At 70.3% G+C, this 17,412-nt stretch carries 18 protein-coding genes; 12 read left to right on the plus strand and 6 right to left on the minus strand.

Annotated elements, in window-relative coordinates; translation table 11 throughout:
* Positions 1 to 20: 20 nt before the first annotated feature.
* Entirely contained in the window at positions 21 to 1,829 is a 1,809-nt protein-coding gene (locus tag R4I43_RS13500; RefSeq protein WP_324265955.1) for an AMP-dependent synthetase/ligase, read from the minus strand.
* 249 nt (positions 1,830 to 2,078) lie between these two features.
* Between R4I43_RS13500 and R4I43_RS13505 the strand changes: the two genes are divergently transcribed.
* From R4I43_RS13505 to R4I43_RS13525, 5 genes are all read left to right on the plus strand, one after another.
* Positions 2,079 to 2,867: a metallophosphoesterase family protein gene (locus R4I43_RS13505; protein ID WP_324265956.1), complete on the plus strand. Its 789-nt coding sequence runs from the start codon at positions 2,079 to 2,081 to the stop codon at positions 2,865 to 2,867.
* Positions 2,868 to 2,956: 89 nt separating this feature from the next.
* On the plus strand, positions 2,957 to 3,397 hold the full coding sequence (locus R4I43_RS13510; RefSeq protein WP_324265957.1) for an SRPBCC family protein: 441 nt from the start codon (positions 2,957 to 2,959) through the stop codon (positions 3,395 to 3,397).
* 8 nt (positions 3,398 to 3,405) lie between these two features.
* Positions 3,406 to 4,623, plus strand: a complete 1,218-nt coding sequence (locus tag R4I43_RS13515; RefSeq protein ID WP_324265958.1) for an ArsA family ATPase — start codon at positions 3,406 to 3,408, stop codon at positions 4,621 to 4,623.
* Between the two features lie 6 nt (positions 4,624 to 4,629).
* Positions 4,630 to 4,977, plus strand: a complete 348-nt coding sequence (locus R4I43_RS13520; RefSeq protein WP_324265959.1) for a hypothetical protein — start codon at positions 4,630 to 4,632, stop codon at positions 4,975 to 4,977.
* Positions 4,971 to 5,888 carry an ROK family protein gene (locus R4I43_RS13525; protein ID WP_324265960.1) on the plus strand — a complete coding sequence of 306 codons (918 nt, stop codon included), beginning with the start codon at positions 4,971 to 4,973 and terminating at the stop codon, positions 5,886 to 5,888. Before R4I43_RS13520 ends, R4I43_RS13525 begins: the two co-directional genes overlap by 7 nt.
* 49 nt (positions 5,889 to 5,937) lie before the next feature.
* On the opposite strand, the gene R4I43_RS13530 is transcribed toward R4I43_RS13525, so the two are convergent.
* A complete protein-coding gene (locus R4I43_RS13530) occupies positions 5,938 to 6,420 on the minus strand; it encodes a DUF308 domain-containing protein (protein ID WP_324265961.1) in 483 nt (160 codons plus the stop codon).
* Positions 6,417 to 7,178 (minus strand): alpha/beta hydrolase, encoded by a 762-nt coding sequence (locus R4I43_RS13535; RefSeq protein WP_324265962.1) that lies wholly within the window; start codon positions 7,176 to 7,178, stop codon positions 6,417 to 6,419. The genes R4I43_RS13530 and R4I43_RS13535 overlap by 4 nt, the downstream gene beginning before the upstream one ends.
* Before the next feature lie 256 nt (positions 7,179 to 7,434).
* Here R4I43_RS13535 and R4I43_RS13540 point away from each other — a divergent pair, with 256 nt between their 5' ends.
* The 3 genes from R4I43_RS13540 (at position 7,435) to R4I43_RS13550 (ending at position 9,889) form a co-directional block, all read left to right on the plus strand.
* The gene (locus R4I43_RS13540) at positions 7,435 to 8,181 is read left to right on the plus strand and encodes a lysophospholipid acyltransferase family protein (RefSeq protein ID WP_324265963.1); all 747 of its coding nucleotides are present in this window, start codon (positions 7,435 to 7,437) and stop codon (positions 8,179 to 8,181) included.
* Positions 8,182 to 8,226: 45 nt separating this feature from the next.
* Complete coding sequence (locus tag R4I43_RS13545; protein ID WP_324265964.1) at positions 8,227 to 8,727, plus strand: polyadenylate-specific 3'-exoribonuclease AS; 501 nt, start codon at positions 8,227 to 8,229, stop codon at positions 8,725 to 8,727.
* Between the two features lie 136 nt (positions 8,728 to 8,863).
* Entirely contained in the window at positions 8,864 to 9,889 is a 1,026-nt protein-coding gene (locus tag R4I43_RS13550) for a 6-phosphofructokinase (RefSeq protein WP_324266156.1), read from the plus strand.
* Positions 9,890 to 10,247: 358 nt separating this feature from the next.
* On the opposite strand, the gene R4I43_RS13560 is transcribed toward R4I43_RS13550, so the two are convergent.
* The gene (locus tag R4I43_RS13560; RefSeq protein ID WP_324265965.1) at positions 10,248 to 10,385 is read right to left on the minus strand and encodes a hypothetical protein; all 138 of its coding nucleotides are present in this window, start codon (positions 10,383 to 10,385) and stop codon (positions 10,248 to 10,250) included.
* 284 nt (positions 10,386 to 10,669) lie between these two features.
* On the opposite strand from R4I43_RS13560, the gene R4I43_RS13565 reads away from it, so the two are divergent.
* Positions 10,670 to 12,121 carry an MFS transporter gene (locus R4I43_RS13565; protein ID WP_324265966.1) on the plus strand — a complete coding sequence of 484 codons (1,452 nt, stop codon included), beginning with the start codon at positions 10,670 to 10,672 and terminating at the stop codon, positions 12,119 to 12,121.
* A 133-nt stretch (positions 12,122 to 12,254) separates the two neighbouring features.
* A complete protein-coding gene (locus R4I43_RS13570; RefSeq protein ID WP_324265967.1) occupies positions 12,255 to 12,728 on the plus strand; it encodes a PPOX class F420-dependent oxidoreductase in 474 nt (157 codons plus the stop codon).
* A gap of 57 nt (positions 12,729 to 12,785) precedes the next feature.
* Here the strand turns inward: R4I43_RS13570 and R4I43_RS13575 are convergent, their stop codons facing one another.
* The gene (locus R4I43_RS13575; protein ID WP_324265968.1) at positions 12,786 to 13,007 is read right to left on the minus strand and encodes a hypothetical protein; all 222 of its coding nucleotides are present in this window, start codon (positions 13,005 to 13,007) and stop codon (positions 12,786 to 12,788) included.
* Between the two features lie 99 nt (positions 13,008 to 13,106).
* Here R4I43_RS13575 and R4I43_RS13580 point away from each other — a divergent pair, with 99 nt between their 5' ends.
* Positions 13,107 to 14,285 (plus strand): helix-turn-helix domain-containing protein, encoded by a 1,179-nt coding sequence (locus tag R4I43_RS13580; RefSeq protein WP_324265969.1) that lies wholly within the window; start codon positions 13,107 to 13,109, stop codon positions 14,283 to 14,285.
* A gap of 105 nt (positions 14,286 to 14,390) precedes the next feature.
* A complete protein-coding gene (locus tag R4I43_RS13585) occupies positions 14,391 to 15,776 on the plus strand; it encodes a class II 3-deoxy-7-phosphoheptulonate synthase (RefSeq protein ID WP_324265970.1) in 1,386 nt (461 codons plus the stop codon).
* Between the two features lie 49 nt (positions 15,777 to 15,825).
* Here R4I43_RS13585 and mptB read toward each other — a convergent pair whose 3' ends face one another.
* Entirely contained in the window at positions 15,826 to 17,397 is a 1,572-nt protein-coding gene (gene mptB, locus R4I43_RS13590; protein WP_324265971.1) for a polyprenol phosphomannose-dependent alpha 1,6 mannosyltransferase MptB, read from the minus strand.
* Positions 17,398 to 17,412: the final 15 nt, after the last annotated feature.

The raw sequence follows: 17,412 nt of genomic DNA on the forward strand, positions 1-17,412 counted from the left end.
CGCCCCTGGGCGTGGGTGGGTCAGGAGTAGATCGCCTCGATGTCGGCTGCGTGGTTCTCCGCGACCTTGTTGCGCTTGAGCTTCATGCTCGGCGTCAGCTCGCCGGTGGCCTCGGTGAAGTCCTCGGTGAGGATGCGGAACTGCTTGATCGCCTCCGCGCGCGAGACCGCCTTGTTGGCCTCATCGACCGCGCCCTGGACCTCGGCCCGCAGGTCCGGGTCGTTGATCAGCTCGGACATCGGCGTGTCGGCCGGCCGGTTGTTGTTGGCCAGCCAGGACGGCACGAACTCCGGGTCCAGCGTGATCAGCACGCCGATGAACGGCTTCTGGTCGCCGACCACCATGCACTGGCTGATCAGCGGGTGCGAGCGGAGCGCGTCCTCCAGGACGGCCGGGGCGACGTTCTTGCCGCCGGCGGTGACGATGATCTCCTTCTTGCGGCCGGTGATCCGCAGGTAGCCCTCGTCGTCCAGGGAGCCCAGGTCGCCGGTGTGGAACCAGCCGTCCTCGATGGACTCCTTGGTGGCGGTCGAGTTGTTCCAGTACTCCTTGAACACCACGTCGCCCTTGATCAGCACTTCGCCGTCGTCGGCGATGCGGATCGAGGTGCCCGCCAGCGGGCGGCCGACGGTGCCGACCTTGAAGCCGTCCTCGACGTTGACCGCGGCGGCCGCGGTGGTCTCGGTCAGGCCGTAGCCCTCCAGCACCGGGACGCCGACGCCGCGGAAGAAGTGCGCCAGCCGCTCGCCGAGCGGAGCGCCGCCGGAGACCGCCGCGATGCAGCGGCCGCCCAGCGCGGCGCGCAGCTTGCCGTAGACGAGCTTGTCGAACACCGCGTGCTTGATCTTGAGGCCGAGTCCGGCGCCGCCGGTGTCCATCGCCTTGGAGTGCTGGACCGCGGTCTCCTCGGCGGCGTCGAAGATCTTGCCCTTGCCGTCGCCGTGCGCCTTCTGCTTGGCGGTGTTGTAGACCTTCTCGAACACGCGCGGCACGGCGAGCACGAACGTCGGGCGGAACGACCCGAGGTCGTTGATGAGGTCCTTGACGTCCGGCGTGTGGCCGAGGGTGACCTTGCCGTAGACGCACATGACGGTGATCGCGCGGGCGAGCACGTGCGCCATCGGCAGGAACATCAGCAGCGAGTTGCCCGGCTTGGTCAGCTGCGGGAACGCGTCGAGCTCGGCTCGCACCTCGGCGAGCATGTTGCGGTGGGTCAGCACGCAGCCCTTGGGGCGGCCGGTGGTTCCCGAGGTGTAGATGAGCGTCGCCGGCTGCTCGGCGTTGACCGCCTTGCGACGCTCGTGCACCTGCTGGTCGGGTACCTCCGAGCCCAGCGCGGTGAGCTCGTCGACCGCGCCGGCCGCGCCGCCGCTGGTCGGGCCGTCGATCTGCCACACGTGGCGGACCTCGGAGAGCCGGTCGATCACCTTGTCGACCTCGGCGCGGTGCGCTTCGGTCTCCACGATCGCCGCGGTCGCCCCGGAGTCGGTGAGGATCCATTCGGCCTGGTCGGCCGAGGAGGTTTCGTAGATCGGGACTGTGACGCAACCGACAGTCCAGATCGCGAAGTCCAGCAACGTCCACTCGTAGCGGGTGCGGGACATCAGCCCCACCCGGTCGCCGGGTTCCAGCCCGGCTGCGATCAGGCCCTTGGCCACGGCCAGGACCTGCGCGGCGAAGTCGGCGGCGGTGACGTCGACCCAGGTGCCGTCCACCCGGCGGCGGAAGCTCACAGTGCTCCCGAAACGCTCCGCGTTGGCCCACACCATGTCGGTGAGGTTCTCGTCCTCTGCCACTGTCGTAGTGGCGGGTGCGCTGAACTCTCGCACGTCGAAACCTCCGGAAAACAAGCCTGTCTAGTGGGCACAACCTAACGCTGATAGTTACTGGGCGGTAGCCCCCGTTATCTCAGGCCACACCAGCGGCCACAGCCTAGACCTCACCGATTCGGACGATCGCCCACCGGGTGGGCGCGCGGCCAGGGTGGGCACGAACAAGTGCACACCGGACGGTGCCGTCCGGCACCTCGGCCGATTAGGTTCGAGGGGGACCGTCATCGAGGAAGTGGGGTTGGGAGCTTGCGCGTTCACGTCGTGTCGGACGTTCACGGCAACGTCGAGGCGCTCAAGCGCGCCGGCGACGGGGCCGACGCGCTGGTCGTGCTGGGCGACCTGATCGACTTCGTCGACTACCACGACCACGGCAACGGCATCCTCGGTCGCGTCTTCGGCGCCGAGAAGGTCGCCCGCTTCGCCGAGCTGCGGCGAAGCCGTCGCGGGCCGGAGTTCGGCGCCTACATCCGCTCGCTGTGGGCGAGCCTGACCGACCCGGCCGAGACGATCGCCGACGCCGTCCGCGAGCAGTACGCGGAGCTGTTCGGCGCGATGACCGCGCCCACCTACGCCACCCCGGGCAACGTCGACGCGCCGCACCTGTGGCCGGAGTTCGCGGGCGAGGGCATCCACGCCCTCGACGGCGACACGACCGAGATCGGCGGGCTGACCTTCGGTTTCATCGGTGGCGTCCGGCTGCCCGACGGGGCGACGCTGCGCACCCACTCGGCCTGGGTGCCCTACCTGCGGGTGGCCGAGGAGTACGACGAGGCGGTCGCCTCGCTGCCGCCGGTGGACGTGCTCTGCACGCACCAGCCGCCGGCCGTGCCGGAGCTGACCTACGACGTGGTGGCGCGCAACGAGGAAGCCGGTTCCGCCAGCGTCCTGGAGCGCATCAGAGCTGATCAGCCGCGGTGGTCGCTGTTCGGGCACGTGCACCAGCCGCTGTCGCAGCGGATGCGCATCGGGCGCACCGAGTGCGTCAACGTCGGCCACTTCAAGCGGACGGAGCGTCCTTACGTTCTGCGGTGGTGATACCGCCCGGGAAGGTGAGATTCGCGGAGTTCGCAGAAACCTTGCTCCTCGTTGACTGCGCGCCGGGTGCTACCCGGTAACCTGCGCGCATGGTCGATCAGTCCACCCAGTCCATCGAGATCGAAGCCCCCGCTGCGCAGATCATGGCGGTCATCGCGGATTTCCCGGCGTACCCGGAGTGGGCGGAAGCGGTCAAGGAGACCGAGGTGCTCTCCCAGGACTCCGCGGGCAAGGCCGAGCGGGTCCGGTTCGTGCTGGACGCGGGCGTGGTCAAGGACACCTACACCAACGTCTACAGCTGGGCGGCCGACGGGCTTTCGGTGAGCTGGGAGCTGACCGAGGGCCAGGTGCAGAAGGCCCAGCAGGGCAGCTACACGCTCAAGCCGCTCGGTGACGACCGCACCGAGGTGACCTACAGCCTGGCGGTGTCGCTGGCGATCCCGATGATCGGCATGTTCCGCCGCAAGGCCGAGAAGATGATCATGGACACGGCGCTCAAGGAGCTCAAGCGCCGCGTGGAAGCGGAGTAGACCGCCCATTGCGCATCCTGCTGTTCACCGGGAAGGGCGGGGTCGGCAAGACGACCCTGGCCGCTGCCACGGCCGCGCGCGTCGCGGGCGAGGGCGGCAAGGTGCTGGCCGTGTCGACCGATCCGGCGCACTCCCTGGCCGACGCGCTGGACGCCGACCTGGGCGCGCAACCCCGCGAGGTCCGCGTCGCCGAAACCGGCGTCGCGCTGCACGCCGCCGAGGTGCAGACCCGGGAACTCGTCGACAGCACCTGGCGCGAACTCCGCGAGCACCTGCGAACCCTGTTGCGGGGCGCGGGAATCGGCGAGGTCGACGCCGAGGAGCTGACCGTGCTGCCCGGCGTCGAGGACCTGCTGGCGCTGACCGAGGTGCACCGGCTCGCCGCCAGCGGGCTGTGGGACACCGTCATCGTCGACTGCGGTCCGACCGCCGAGACGCTGCGGCTGCTGGCCCTGCCCGAATCCCTGGCCGGCTACCTGGAGCGGCTGTTCCCCGCGCACCGCAGGGCGGTTCGCGGCCTGCTGGCCGGGATCGCCGGCAGCGATCAGGTGGAGCGCTGGGACGCCGTCGCCGACGGCCTCGGCAGGCTCGCCGAGCAGCTGGCCGCGCTCAAGGACATGCTCGTCGACCCCGGCACCAGCGTCCGGCTGGTGCTCACCCCGGAATCCGTCGTGGCCGCCGAGACCCGCCGGACCCTCACCGCGCTGGCGCTGCAGCGCATCCGCGTCGACGGGCTGGTCGCCAACCGGCTGGTGCCGCACCCGGGTTCGGCCCGCGGTGAGGCCGCGGGCTGGCTGCGGACCCGCCGCAAGGAGCAGGAGAAGGTCCTCGACGCGCTGCGCGCGGCCACCGAGCTGCCGCTGCGCACCGTCGAGCACCGGGCCGCCGAACCGGTCGGCACCCGGCAGCTGCTGGAGCTGGGCGCCGAGCTCTACGGCGACGGCGATCCGCTCGCCAACGACGCGTCCGCGCCCGAGATGCGGGTCGGGGGCGGCGGCAGGTCGCTGGACGCGGAGTACACCCTGCGCATCGGGTTGCCGCTGCACCCGGCCGCCGAACTGGACCTGGCCCGGATCGGTCCAGAGCTGGCGATTACCGTCGATGGACGACGACGGCTCGTGGCCCTGCCCGCTGTGCTGCAGCGGTGCGTGGTGACCTCGGCCGTCGCCGGAGACGACGGACTGACGGTGCGGTTCCGTCCCGACCCCGATCTGTGGATGCGGTGAGGCTGGATGTCCGAGCACGATCGACTGCTCGAAGAGCTGCGGCTGCTGCTGGACGCGCTGGCCGGCAAGGCCGAGGAGTACCTGCGCGGCTGCGAGCAGGAGCCGAAGCAGGGCGAGACCGGCTGCGGCTGGTGCCCGCTGTGCGCGGCGATGGCGCTGGCGCGCGGGCAGCGTCCCGAGCTCAGCGACCAGCTGCTGGTCATCGTCCAGCAGCTGCGCCAGGCGCTGGCCGATCACGCCGAGCACACCCCGCCCGAACCCGAGGAACCTGAGCCGCAGGAGCCGAAGGTGCAGCGCATCCAGGTCCAGCGGGTCGCGGGACCGGTGCTGGCGGAAAGCGATGCGGTGTGCTGACCATCGGCGTGGACGTGGGCGGGACCAGTGCGCGCGCGGCCGTGGTGGACGAGCACGGCCAGATCCTGCAGACGCACCGGGTGCCCACCCCGAAGACGGGTGCTGAGCTCAACTCGGCGATCGCCGACACCGTCCGGGTGCTCACCGACCGCTACCCGGTCGACGGCGTCGGCCTCGCGGTGGCCGGGTTCGTCAGCGAGGACCTGCGGATGGTCCGATTCGCGCCGCACCTGCCGTGGCGGCACGTCGCCGTCGCCGACGAGCTCTCGCACCGGCTGGGCCTGCCGGTGGTGCTGGAGCACGACGCGAACGCGGCCGCGGTGGCCGAGCAGCGCTTCGGCGCGGCGGTCGGCGCCCGGGTCGCGGCGCTGGTGGCCATCGGCACCGGCATCGGTGGCGCGCTGGTGATCAACGGCGAGGTCTTCCGAGGCGCGTTCGGCGTGGCGCCGGAACTCGGCCACCTGCGGCTGGTCCCGGGCGGTCGGGAGTGCCCGTGCGGCAAGCGCGGCTGCTGGGAGCGCTACTGCAGCGGCACCGCCCTGGCCGCGACCGCCGCCGAGCTCGGCTGGACGTCCCCGGTCACGACCGGTGTCGACGTCGCCCGCGCGGCCGATGCCGGTGACGAGGTCGCGTTGCGCGCGATGAGCGAGCTCGCGCGCTGGCTGGGGGAGGGGTTGGCGCTGGTCGCCGACGTCTACGACCCGGAGGTCGTGGTCATCTCGGGCGGCGTCTCCGACTCGGCGCACCTGTTCCTGGACGAGGCCCGCGAGCACTACGCCGCTGCCGTCACGGGAGCCGGTCACCGGCCCCTCGCGCGCGTCCGGGTCGCACACCACGGTGACCCGGCGGCCATGATCGGCGCCGCGGCCATCGCCCGCCAGCACGTGCTCACAGGCCCCAGGGTGCGCTAGCGACTGCGCGGCGGTGCCGGTCGACTCGTCTTGCGCAGCCTCGGGTTCGCTAGACCTGGGCGCCGTCGTCGTCCGGGTCGTTGGGCGGTGTGCGGCGGAGGCTGAACAGCAGCCAGCCGATCCCCGCGCTGATCAGCACCAGGCCGAGCGGGAGCTTCACGGTCGCGGCGATGCCCGCGAGGCCGGGGATGAGCAGCACCAGCAGCCCGAGCACCACGACGCCGATGCCCACGAACGTCGCCGGGCGCGGGATCGGCAGCGGCGGAGGCTCCGGCGGGACGAAGTGGCCCTCCTCTTCCTCCGCCGGAGCCCAGTCGCGCGGGCCCTGCTCAACGGGCGGCTCGACCGGCTGCTGCGCGGCGGCGGGGGCCTCCGCCGGACGCGGTTCGCCGTCGGAGGACGGCGACTCCGCGGGTTCGTCCTCGCCGGGCCACTTGCCGAACTTCGTGTCGCGTTCCAGGTCCGCGACTATCTCGGCGAAGGCGGCATCGATGTCCTCCGGTCCGTCGGAGGAGTTGTGGCGGGTGTTCATACGGCTTCCCCGACCCGTTCGCGGTGGACACGGTGCACGAACTCGACGCTGGCGCTGAAGATCCGCGACGCGTCGTGATCCAGGGTCGCGACGTGGTAGCTGTCGCCGAGCACGACCTCGGTGACGTCCTCGCTGCTCACCTCGTCCAGCACGATCGCGGAGTTCTCCGGCTCCACCACATGATCGACCGCCGAGTGCAGCAGAAGCAACGGCTGCCGCACGGATTCGAGGTCGGCGCGCACCACGCGCCACAGCTGCTGCAGGCTCGCCATGCCGCGCAACGGCAGTCGCGAGTAGGCCAGCTCCACGACCTCGGGCTTGGCGATGTCACCGGCGATGGCCGCCAGCGACGGCACCACCCGGCTTAGCACCGGGAGCAGCTTGGCCTCCTTGCGCAAGGTCATCACCGACGGGTTGACCAGCACGATCCCGGCGATGTCGGGGTGATGCTCGGCGAGCCGCAGGGTCAGCGTGCCGCCCATCGACAGCCCGAAGACGAACACCGACCGGCACCGGTCGCGCAGCTCGTCGAGCGCCTGCTCGACGGCGCCGTACCAGTCGCGCCAGGTCGTGCGGTTGAGGTCCTGCCACCGCGTGCCGTGCCCGGGCAGCAGCGGGCAGCGCACCGAGTGGCCCGCTTCGGCCAGGTGCTCGGCCCAAGCCCGCATGCTCTGCGGTGTGCTGGTGAAGCCGTGGCACAGCAGCACGCCGATCTCATCGGACCCCTCGTGTGCGAACGGTTCTGCCCCGACGAGCACGGACCCTGTTCCTCCCACCCGCGAACCTCCCTCAGGCTCGAACTCCACGGAACCGCGAGCCGGTCCCAATCGTCGCACGCTAGCCCGACGATTGGGACCTGCTCGCCGCGACTCGCACCGCCAAGCGCAACGAGCGCGGGAGCAGATCCCATACCAGGTGTGACGTGATCGGTTTCCGGTCGGTGCGCATTGTGCGCAAAGTGCGTGCTCCGTAGGCTGAACAGCAACATTTCACGCGTGAGGAGGCGGCGGCGCCGTGATGTACTGGGTGATGAAACACCTACTGCTCGGTCCCCTCATGAAGCTGTTCTGCCGTCCGCGCGTCGAAGGCGTCGAGCACGTTCCGCGCGACGGCGCCGCGATCCTGGTCAGCAACCACATGGCCGTCGCCGATTCGTTCTTCATGCCGCTGATGATGCCGCGCCGGGTGACGTTCCTGGCCAAACGCGAGTACTTCACCGGAAAGGGCGTCCGCGGCAAGCTCAAGAAGGCGTTCTTCTCCGGCGTCGGCCAGGTGCCGATCGACCGCTCCAGCGGTGCCGCCGCGCAGGCCGCTCTCGACACCGGTGTTCGACTGCTCAGCGAGGGCAAGCTGCTGGGCGTTTACCCGGAGGGCACCCGCTCGCCGGACGGCCGGCTCTACAAGGGCAAGACCGGTGTGGCGCGGATGGCGCTGGAGTCGGGGATGCCGGTGATCCCGATCGCGATGTTCGGCACCGACAAGGTCAACCCGATCGGCTCCAAGATGTGGTGGCCGCACAAGGTCGTGGTCAAGGTCGGCGAGCCGCTGGACTTCTCCCGCTACGAGGGCATGGCCGGTGACCGCTTCGTGGAGCGCTCGATCACCGACGAGATCATGTACGCCCTGATGGAGCTGTCCGGCCAGGAGTACGTCGACGTCTACGCCGCCAAGGTCAAGGACGAGCTGGCCGCGCAGGGCAACGACCTGGGCGGGTGGAGCAACAGCTCCGCTTCGCGGCTGCCGGAGTCCAAGGTCGGCTGACGGGCCGGGCCGAAGAGCTCGGACAACGCCGCATACGCTTCCCGGGTGCGGTACTTCTACGACTGCGAGTTCATCGAGGACGGGCGGACCATCGATCTGGTGTCGATCGGTGTGGTCGACGAGACGGGTCGCGAGTTCTACGCGGTGTCCACCGAGTTCGACGCCGCCCGGGCGGGCGCCTGGGTTCGTCAGCACGTCCTGCCGCAGTTGCCGCCGCCGGCCGAGCAGGTCTGGAAGTCCCGGGCGCGCATCCGCGAGGACCTCTACAAGTTCCTCACCTCGCGCAGCGGCAACATCGAGCTGTGGGCCTGGTACGCCGCCTACGACCACGTGGCGCTGGCCCAGCTGTGGGGCCCGATGCCGACGTTGCCGTCCCGGATCCCCAAGTTCACCCGCGACCTGCGGCAGCGCTGGGAGGACGTCGGCAAGCCCAAGCTGCCCTCGGCCCCGGACAACGCCCACGACGCCCTCGCCGATGCCAAGCACAACCTCGAGCGCTGGAAGGTCATCGAGGAAGTGCAGCGCAGGCGCGGATACCCGCTGTAATTCCTCCGATACCGGTGGGTAAGCACGTCAGGTTCTTGCTGCACCGATCCAGTTCGTGAAACCCTGTCCCGAGGGGGAGACGTGGATCACTGACGGGCGGGATTTCGAGGAGGCGGCAACAGCGATGTCCGCTGGAATGCGTGTCGGAGTACTCACCGGTGGCGGCGATTGCCCGGGGCTCAACGCGGTGCTCCGCGCGGTGACCCGCAAGGGGATCTCGGTCTTCGGGCACGAGATCATCGGATTCCGGAACGGCTGGCTCGGCCCGATCGAAGGCCTGACGACGCCGCTGACGCTGGACAAGGTGGAGGAGATCCTCAACCGGGGCGGCACGATCCTCGGTTCCTCGCGCACCAACCCGTACAAGGTCGACGGTGGCGTGGACCGGCTCAAGGCCACGATCGCCGAGCACCGGATCGACGCGCTGGTCGCCATCGGCGGTGAGGACACCCTCGGCGTGGCCGAGAAGCTCACCCAGGAGGGCGTGCCGGTGGTGGGGGTGCCGAAGACGATCGACAACGACCTCGACGCCACCGACTACACCTTCGGTTTCGACACCGCCGTGCACATCGCCACCGAGGCGATCGACCGGCTGCGCACGACGGCCGAGTCGCACCACCGCGCGCTGGTGGTCGAGGTGATGGGCCGGCACGCGGGCTGGATCGCCCTGCACTCGGGCCTGGCGGGCGGTGCGAACGTGATCCTGGTGCCGGAGCAGGAGTTCAGCGTCGACCGCGTCGTGGACTGGGTCCAGCAGCGCTTCGAGCGCCAGTACGCCCCGATCATCGTCGTCGCCGAGGGGGCGATCCCGGAGGGCGGCGAGGAGCTGCTGGCCGGTGGCGAGAAGGACGCCTTCGGGCACGTCCGGCTCGGCGGAGTCGGCACCTGGCTGGCCGACGAGATCGCCCACCGCACCGGCAAGGAGTCCCGCGCGGTCGTGCTCGGCCACACCCAGCGCGGCGGCACGCCCACGGCCTACGACCGGGTGCTGGCCACCCGCTTCGGCCTGCACGCCATCGACGCCATCACCGAGGGCGACTACGGCAAGATGGTCGCCCTGCGCGGCACCGACATCGTCCGCGTCCCGCTGCGCGAGGCCACGGCAGCGCTCAAGACGGTTCCCAAGGAACGCCTCGCCGAAGCCGAAGTCCTCTTCGGCTGACCTTCGAACGAACGCGGGGGCACCTGCCCGGCGCCCCCGCGTTCTGCGGTGATCGTTTCAGTTCGCGTTCTCAAGCTTCGTCGACCTCGACGAAGTCCTGGACGGGTGCGAAGCCCTTGATGTTCCTGGTGTAGAGGCGCGCGTCGTGGGCGTGCGCTGGTGCTGCGATCAGTAGATCCATCGCGCGGGCTCGTGGCTGTTTGCCCGATCTCGCCACCGCAGCAGCGAGCTCGCGGTAGCTGGCGGCGACGGCGTCATCTACGGGAAGCGGATCAAACCGATTGGCAAGGGCTGACAGACGGCGAAGTCGATCGGCCCTCGGTCAGTGGCGATGACAACGCTCGTGTCGAGATCGCCCTCACATCTCGCTCCAGGGGTCACGGAGCTGCTGGTCGATGAGGTCGCGGTCAGCTTCCCAGCCGCGATCGGGTGCGCCAACGAAGATGTCGGCGATCTCGTCGAAGGTCTGCTGACGCCGCGGACCGGTGATAGGCACGAGTCGTGCGCTCGGGCGGCCGGCGACCGTGATCTCGTCGCCCGGCCTCGACCTGCCGTACGAGGTCGGAAGCGTGTTGCCGCAGCTCACGTAGTCCGGCAGTGGTGATGTCTGCCGTCATGGGTCAAAAGTAGCGCAAGTGCTACATGGTGTGGAGTGGATGTGCTGCATCCTCAGGTTCCATCAGGTGGACGCGGTTTCTCGTCCGGTTAGGCTCTTCCTTCGCGATTCGAACGGTTCGCAGCGTTGCGGCCGACATCCCCGTTCATCCCGAAGGAGCCCGCGTGTCCACGCAATCCGCTGCCGAGCGCCCGCCGGTGCTCATCCGCTCGGCGCAGGACGTCACCGAACTGGTCAACTCGGGTGCGGCGCGCGGCAGCCACGCGAAGATGATCGTGCTGCTCGCGCTGGGCGGGATCTTCCTCGACGCCTACGACCTGACCTCGCTCGCCTACGGCATCACCGACATCAAGCAGCAGTTCGGGTTGAGCTCGGTCGGCGCGGGCGCGGTGACGGCGTCGATCAGCGTGGGCGCGATCCTCGGCGCCTGGTTCGGCGGCGTGCTGGTGGACCGCCTGGGCCGCTACCGGGTGTTCATGGCCGACATGCTGTTCTTCGTGATCTCGGCGCTGGGCTGCGCGTTGGCGCCCAACGCAGAGGTGCTGATCTTCTTCCGGTTCCTGATGGGCTTCGGCGTCGGCATGGACATCCCGGTCGCGATGGCCTTCCTCGCCGAGTTCTCCCGGCTGCGCGGCAAGGGCAGCAAGGGCGCGCGGACCGCGTCCTGGTCGACGGCCTGGTACGTGGCCACCAGCGGCTGCTACGTGGTGATCATGGCGCTGTACTTCCTGCTGCCGGAGGCCCACCACGGTCTGCTGTGGCGGTTCACGGTCGGTTTCGGCGCGGTGCCGGCGCTGGTGATCCTCCTGGTGCGCAACAAGTACATGAACGAGTCGCCGTCCTGGGCGGCCGACAACGGTGATCTGCGGCGCGCCGCGGAGATCCTCACCCGCTCCTACGGCGTGAACGCCACCGTCGCCGAGGACGCGCAGGTGCCGGAGAAGCCGAAGCGCAAGGGGCTTCCGGAGGTCAAGCGGCTGTTCGAGCGCCGCTACCGGGCCCGCACCTTCCAGGCCCTGACGATCGGGCTGGCGCAGACCTTCGGGTACAACGCCGTCGCTTACGGGTTGCCGATGATCATCGCGAGCATCCTGGCGCAGGGCGCGCTGAACACGATCAGCGCGTCGCTGGTGCTCAACCTGGTCTTCGCGGTCACCGGTGGTGTGCTGGGGATCCGGCTGGCCAACCGCGCCGGAGCGTGGAAGCTGACCTTCGTGGGCTTCGCCGTCCAGCTGGCCTCGCTAGTGGTGCTCGCGCTGATCGGCAAGCCGGACGGGACCGCCTACGTGCTGTTCGCCATCGCCGCCCTCGGCGCGTTCATGTTCGCCCAGGCCTCCGGTCCGGGCGCGCACTTCATGAGCTTCGCGTCGCTGAGCTACCCGACGTCGATGCGCGGCACCGGCCTCGGCTTCAACCAGGGCACGCTGCGAGTCGGCTCGACGCTGGCGCTGTTCTTCTTCCCGGTCCTGAGCACGGCCCTGGGCAGCGGGGTGTTCTGGGTGATCGCCCTGGCCCCGCTGATGGGCCTGATCGCCCTGCTCGCCAAGCGCTGGGAACCGGTCGGCTACGACGCTGACGCCCTCGAGGCGGAAGCGACGCGAGTCCCCGCGCGCTGACGAGTGCGCCCCGGCTCCTTCGGAGGTCGGGGCGCATTTCGTTATGTGACAGCAAGGTTGTCGCGTTGACGGTGGCGGGTGCTGCAGCACAGGATTGATCGCACCACCGGTCTCGCGGAAAAGCGGAGTTGCCATGTCGCGGCGCGGTCAGATCACCATGTCCGAGGACGAGATCGTCGAGTTCATCGACGAACGCAGGGTCGTGATCCTGGCCAGCGTGAAGTCCGACGGGCGTCCGCACCTGGTGCCGATGTGGTTCGTCCCGGACGGCACCACGATCGAGGTCTGGTCCTACGGCACCTCGCAGAAGACGGTGAACCTGCGTCGCGACCCGCGCGCCACCCTGCTGCTGGAGACCGGCACCGACTACGGCGAACTCCGCGGCGTCTCGCTGGAGTGCGACGTCGAGGTCCTGGAGGGGCCGGAGGAGATCGAACGCCTCGGCCTGGCCCTCGCGGTCCGCTACGGCCAGCTCACCGAAGCCGAGGCGAAGGACGAAGGCGTCCGCGAACTCATGCGAGCCCGAGCCGCCAAGCGCGTCGGCCTCCGCTTCACCCCCACCCGAACCATCACCTGGGACCACAGAAAGCTCGGCGGCACCTACTGAACCCCTCCTGAGGCGTCGAGGGAGCTGCACTGCAGCGCCACCGAGGCCGAGCGGCTCTCATGGTTGCCTCGCCTTCAGGGTTTCGTTGCACTCGGTGCAGGTCGGGGCGCAGATCCAGTCCATCTCGGAGGGCGTCGCCATGGCGAAGGTCCGCCCGCAGTGCGCCGATTCCGCGACGTCGGCGTCGGCTCTCCTCCCCCGGAACGCGTGCCGGACCAATCCGCAGCCGCTGGAGTCGTCCGCTACCGGGAGCCAGAAGTAGCGCGCGGCGTTGATCATTCAGGGCCTCCTGTTCGCCACTGATGATTACGTACTGTGTCAGTGGTGAAACTAGGAGTTACTTGTGGTCTCGAGGGACAACGCGGGGACAATGCTCGGGTGGAGGGCGTCGGGGTTCGGATCGCTGTGCTGCGCAAGCTCGCCGGGTGGACGCAGCAGCAGTTGGCAGCGCGCACCTTCGCGTCCACGAGCCTGGTGAAGAAGGTCGAGCAGGGCAGGACACCGCCCAGCCCGGCGTTCGTGGCGGCGTGCGCGAAGGCGTTCGGCGTCGACGTCCGCGAACTGCACGGGGTCAGGGTCGCCGACGCGGTAGCCGGTTTCCACAGCGAGCAGGCCGACATCGCCGAACTCCGGGAAGCGCTGCACTCCTTCGACGATCCTCAGCCCAGCGGGGACGAGCTCGGCGCCCAAGAGCTGCGCGCGCTCCTCGACCGAGCCGAGCGGCTGCGAGCGGCGCAGCGGTACGCCGAACTGGCTCGGACGCTCCCGCAGGCGCTGCACCACCTCTACGCGCTCGTCGCGGACACCGAGCCCGGCACCAGCAGCGGCGAACGGGCCCGGTCGGCGTTGCACGACGGCTACCGCCTCAGCGCCTCGGTGGCGGGACGGTTCGGTCACCCGGACCTGGCCGCGATCGCCTCCGAACGGCACGTCGCGCTCGCGCCCGCGACCGGCGACCCGCTTCGGAAGGCGGTCTCCGCCTGGCACCGGTCGAGCGGTCTGCTGCAGGCCGGTCACTACTCCGCGGGCGCGAGACTGCTCGGACGCACCCTCGACGGCATCGCTGGCCAGCGGCGACCGCGCGCACTCGGGGTGCGGGCGCAACTGCACCTGCGGTCGGCGGTGCTCGCCGCGCGCGCCGGTGACGGCGAACGAGCCGACGACCACGTGCGGTCCGCTCGGGAGCTGGTCGAGGCCGGTGCCGATCCGACGCCGTACTACAACACCGACGCCAGCGAGCTGAACGTCGACGTCCACTGGTGCGCGGTCCCGGTCGAGCGCTACGACGCGACCGAGGCCGTCACCCGCGCGGCGCGCGTCGTCATCGCCGATCCCGGCAAGCCGGAGCGCGTTGCGCATCACCACATCGACCAGGCCCGGGCGTGGGTCCTGCGGGGTGACGGGGAGCGTGCGCTCGGGGAACTCCACGCGGCCCGGCGGGTGTCGCCGCAACAGGTCAGGGCGCATCCCTCGGTGCGGGAGACCGTGCGCGCGCTGGTCGCGGGGGAGCGGCGGGTGTCCGCCGGCCTGGCGGCGTTCGCGCGGTGGGTGGGCTGATCGGGATCTGAATCGACGCCGACCGGTAGTGGACGGCGCGGGTCCGAGTGTGAGACTGCGCTCCCGACGGAAAAGCAGTAGCGCCGAACGCCTATTCTCTACGGTGTGAACTGGACCGTCGACGTCCCCGTAGATGACCTGCCCGAGTTGCCTCCGCTGCCGTCGGAGATGCGCGCCCGTCTCGATGACGCCTTGGCCCGCCCTGCGGCTCAGCAGCCGACGTGGCCGGACCAAGAGGTCGGCAGCGTTCGCAAGGTGCTGGAGAGCGTTCCGCCGGTGACCGTGCCCTCCGAGGTGGACCAGCTGCGCCACCACCTCGCCGCGGTCGCGCGCGGTGAGGCGTTTCTGCTGCAGGGAGGTGACTGCGCGGAGACGTTCGCGGACAACACCGAGCCGCACATCCGCGGCAACATCCGGACCCTGCTGCAGATGGCTGTCGTGCTCACCTACGGCGCGAGCATGCCCGTGGTCAAGGTCGGGCGCATCGCCGGCCAGTACGCCAAGCCGCGCTCCAGCGACACCGACGCCCTCGGCCTGCCGTCCTACCGCGGCGACATGGTCAACTCGCTGGTGGCGACCGAGGAAGCCCGGCGGCACGACCCGTCGCGGCTGATCCGCGCCTACGCCAACGCCAGCGCCGCGATGAACCTCTCCCGCGCGCTGACCAGCGCCGGCATGGCCGCGCTGACCAAGGTGCACGACTGGAACAAGGACTTCGTGCTCAACTCCCCGGCCGGGGAGCGCTACGAGTCCGTCGCCGCCGAGATCGACCGCGGCCTGCGCTTCATGCAGGCCTGCGGCGTCGACGACTCCAGCCTGCACTCGGTGGAGTTCTTCGCCAGCCACGAGGCCCTGGTGCTCGACTACGAGCGCGCCATGCTGCGGCTGGACACCAGCGGCGACAAGCCCCGGCTCTACGACCTGTCCGGTCACTTCCTGTGGGTCGGCGACCGCACCCGCCAGCTCGACGGCGCGCACATCGCCTTCGCCGAGCTGATCTCCAACCCGATCGGCCTCAAGATCGGCCCGACGACCACGCCCGAGCAGGCCGTGGAGTACGTCGAGCGGCTGGACCCGAACAACGAGCCGGGCCGCCTCACGCTGATCAGCCGGATGGGCAACGGCAAGGTGCGCGACGTGCTGCCGGACATCGTGGAGAAGGTCACCGCCTCCGGGCACCAGGTGATCTGGCAGTGCGACCCGATGCACGGCAACACCCACGAGGCCACCACCGGCTACAAGACCCGCCACTTCGACCGCGTCGTCGACGAGGTGCAGGGCTTCTTCGAGGTGCACAACCGGCTGGGCACGCACCCGGGCGGCATCCACATCGAGCTGACCGGCGAGGACGTCACCGAGTGCCTGGGCGGTGCCCAGGAGATCTCCGACTCCGACCTCTCCGGCCGCTACGAGACCGCCTGCGACCCGCGCCTGAACACCCAGCAATCGCTGGAACTGGCGTTCCTGGTCGCCGAGATGCTGCGCGGCTGAGAGAGTGCGCGAAACGGGCCCGGGAGCGATCCCGGGCCCGTTTCGCTCGTCAGCGGCGGATCAGCCGTTCTTCGCGGAGGTCGCGGGTGAAGTCCCGGATCGGGTCGCTGAGCCCCAGCGGGTCGAAGCGCACCAGGGAGACCCCGCCCAGCACGGCCGCACCGATGCCGACCGCCACGAACGGCCAGTTGTACATCGCCTGCTCGCCGTCGGGGTAGTAGGCCAGCACCAGCGCGATCGAGGCCCCCACGACGTAGGACAGCGCGCGCGGCGTCCAGGCGAACGCCGAGCCGAGCGCGAGGCCCCAGGTCAGGTACCAGGGCAGCACGACGGGGGAGAGCAGCGCGCCGCAGCACAGCACGATCGCCGCCCGCCGCACCGCCTCGGTGCTGCCGTCGCGGGCCTGCCACCAGTTCCAGGCCAGCAGCGCCAGCAGCAGCATCGAACCCAGCGTGCGGGTGGTGCCCACGATCGGCCAGATGTTGAGCTCGCCGAACAGCGACAGCACGGTGTGCACCGCCTGCCCGACCGCCGTCGGCGCCGACAGGTAGTTCACGATCATGCCCGGCGCGGAGAGGGCCGACAGCCAGCCGAAACCGACCTTCGCCAGCGCCGTGCACGAGCCGAAGACCACGGCGAAGACGGCCAGCGCCGGCACGACCGCGTGCGCGAACCGGCGCAGCCTCGGGCCCTCCAGCCGGGCCGCCCACATCCACACCAGGAACGGCAGCGCCAGCCCGGCGGTCGCCTTCACCGCCATCGCCGCCGACACCAGCCCGACGCCCAGCACGTTGCGGCCGCGCAGCATGGCCAGCGTCCCGGTCGCGAGCAGGCCGATCATCAGCATGTCGTTGTGCGGACCGCCGACCAGGTGCACCACGGTCATCGGGCTCGCCGCCACCAGCCACAGCGCGACCGGCAGGCGCCCGCCCAGGTGCTCGACCAGCCCGGGCAGCGCGCAGATCAGCAGCACCAGACCGCCGAGCAGCACCAGGCGCATCACGATGACGCTGGCGATCACGTCGTGCCCGGCCAGCAGGATCACGCCCTTGGCCACGCCGATGAACAGCGGACCGTAGGGCGCGGGCGTGGTCTGCCAGGTGGGGTGGACGTTCTCCGGGATGGGGCCGGTCAGCATCGCCGGGCCGACGCCGTAGGGGTCGAGGCCGTTGAGCGCGAGCAGCCCCTGCCCGAGGTAGCTGTAGACGTCGCGGCTGAACAGCGGCGGTGCGATCAGGATCGGCGCCAGCCACGCGGCCGTCGCCCACAGCACACCGCGCGCGGAGACGAGTTCGGCGATCACCCCGCGGCCGAGCCGCACCCACGCCCACACCAGCAGCGCGAACCCGACGTAGATCACGGTGACGGCGAAGTCGTGGCCGTGCCCGTAGCGCAGCGCCGACAGCGGACCGCCACCGAGGACCGGGTCGTGGATCAGGGTTCCGGCGGCGCCGATCGAACCGGCCAGCAGCAGCGCGGAACCGATCGCGCCCAGCGCGATGGTGCGCAGGGGCAGCGGACGTCCGGGGCGACGCCCGCCGAGGCTGAACAGGTCGGCTGTCGCGTTGTTGGTCCGCTCGGACCAGTCGGGTGCCGACTCCACGGAGACACTCGGGGCCATTGTGCGCTCAATAGT

This window comes from Saccharopolyspora mangrovi, assembly GCF_035320975.1.
Lineage (GTDB): Bacteria > Actinomycetota > Actinomycetes > Mycobacteriales > Pseudonocardiaceae > Saccharopolyspora > Saccharopolyspora mangrovi.

What these genes read in the sequence shown, in the direction of transcription:
- R4I43_RS13510 (WP_324265957.1), top strand. Translation starts at nt 2,957, where the DNA reads ATGGTCGATCAGTCCACCCAGTCCATCGAGATCGAAGCCCCCGCTGCG.
- R4I43_RS13520 (WP_324265959.1), top strand. Translation starts at nt 4,630, where the DNA reads ATGTCCGAGCACGATCGACTGCTCGAAGAGCTGCGGCTGCTGCTGGAC.
- R4I43_RS13530 (WP_324265961.1), bottom strand. Translation starts at nt 6,420, where the DNA reads ATGAACACCCGCCACAACTCCTCCGACGGACCGGAGGACATCGATGCC.
- R4I43_RS13550 (WP_324266156.1), top strand. Translation starts at nt 8,864, where the DNA reads ATGCGTGTCGGAGTACTCACCGGTGGCGGCGATTGCCCGGGGCTCAAC.
- R4I43_RS13570 (WP_324265967.1), top strand. Translation starts at nt 12,255, where the DNA reads ATGTCGCGGCGCGGTCAGATCACCATGTCCGAGGACGAGATCGTCGAG.
- R4I43_RS13575 (WP_324265968.1), bottom strand. Translation starts at nt 13,007, where the DNA reads ATGATCAACGCCGCGCGCTACTTCTGGCTCCCGGTAGCGGACGACTCC.
- mptB (WP_324265971.1), bottom strand. Translation starts at nt 17,397, where the DNA reads ATGGCCCCGAGTGTCTCCGTGGAGTCGGCACCCGACTGGTCCGAGCGG.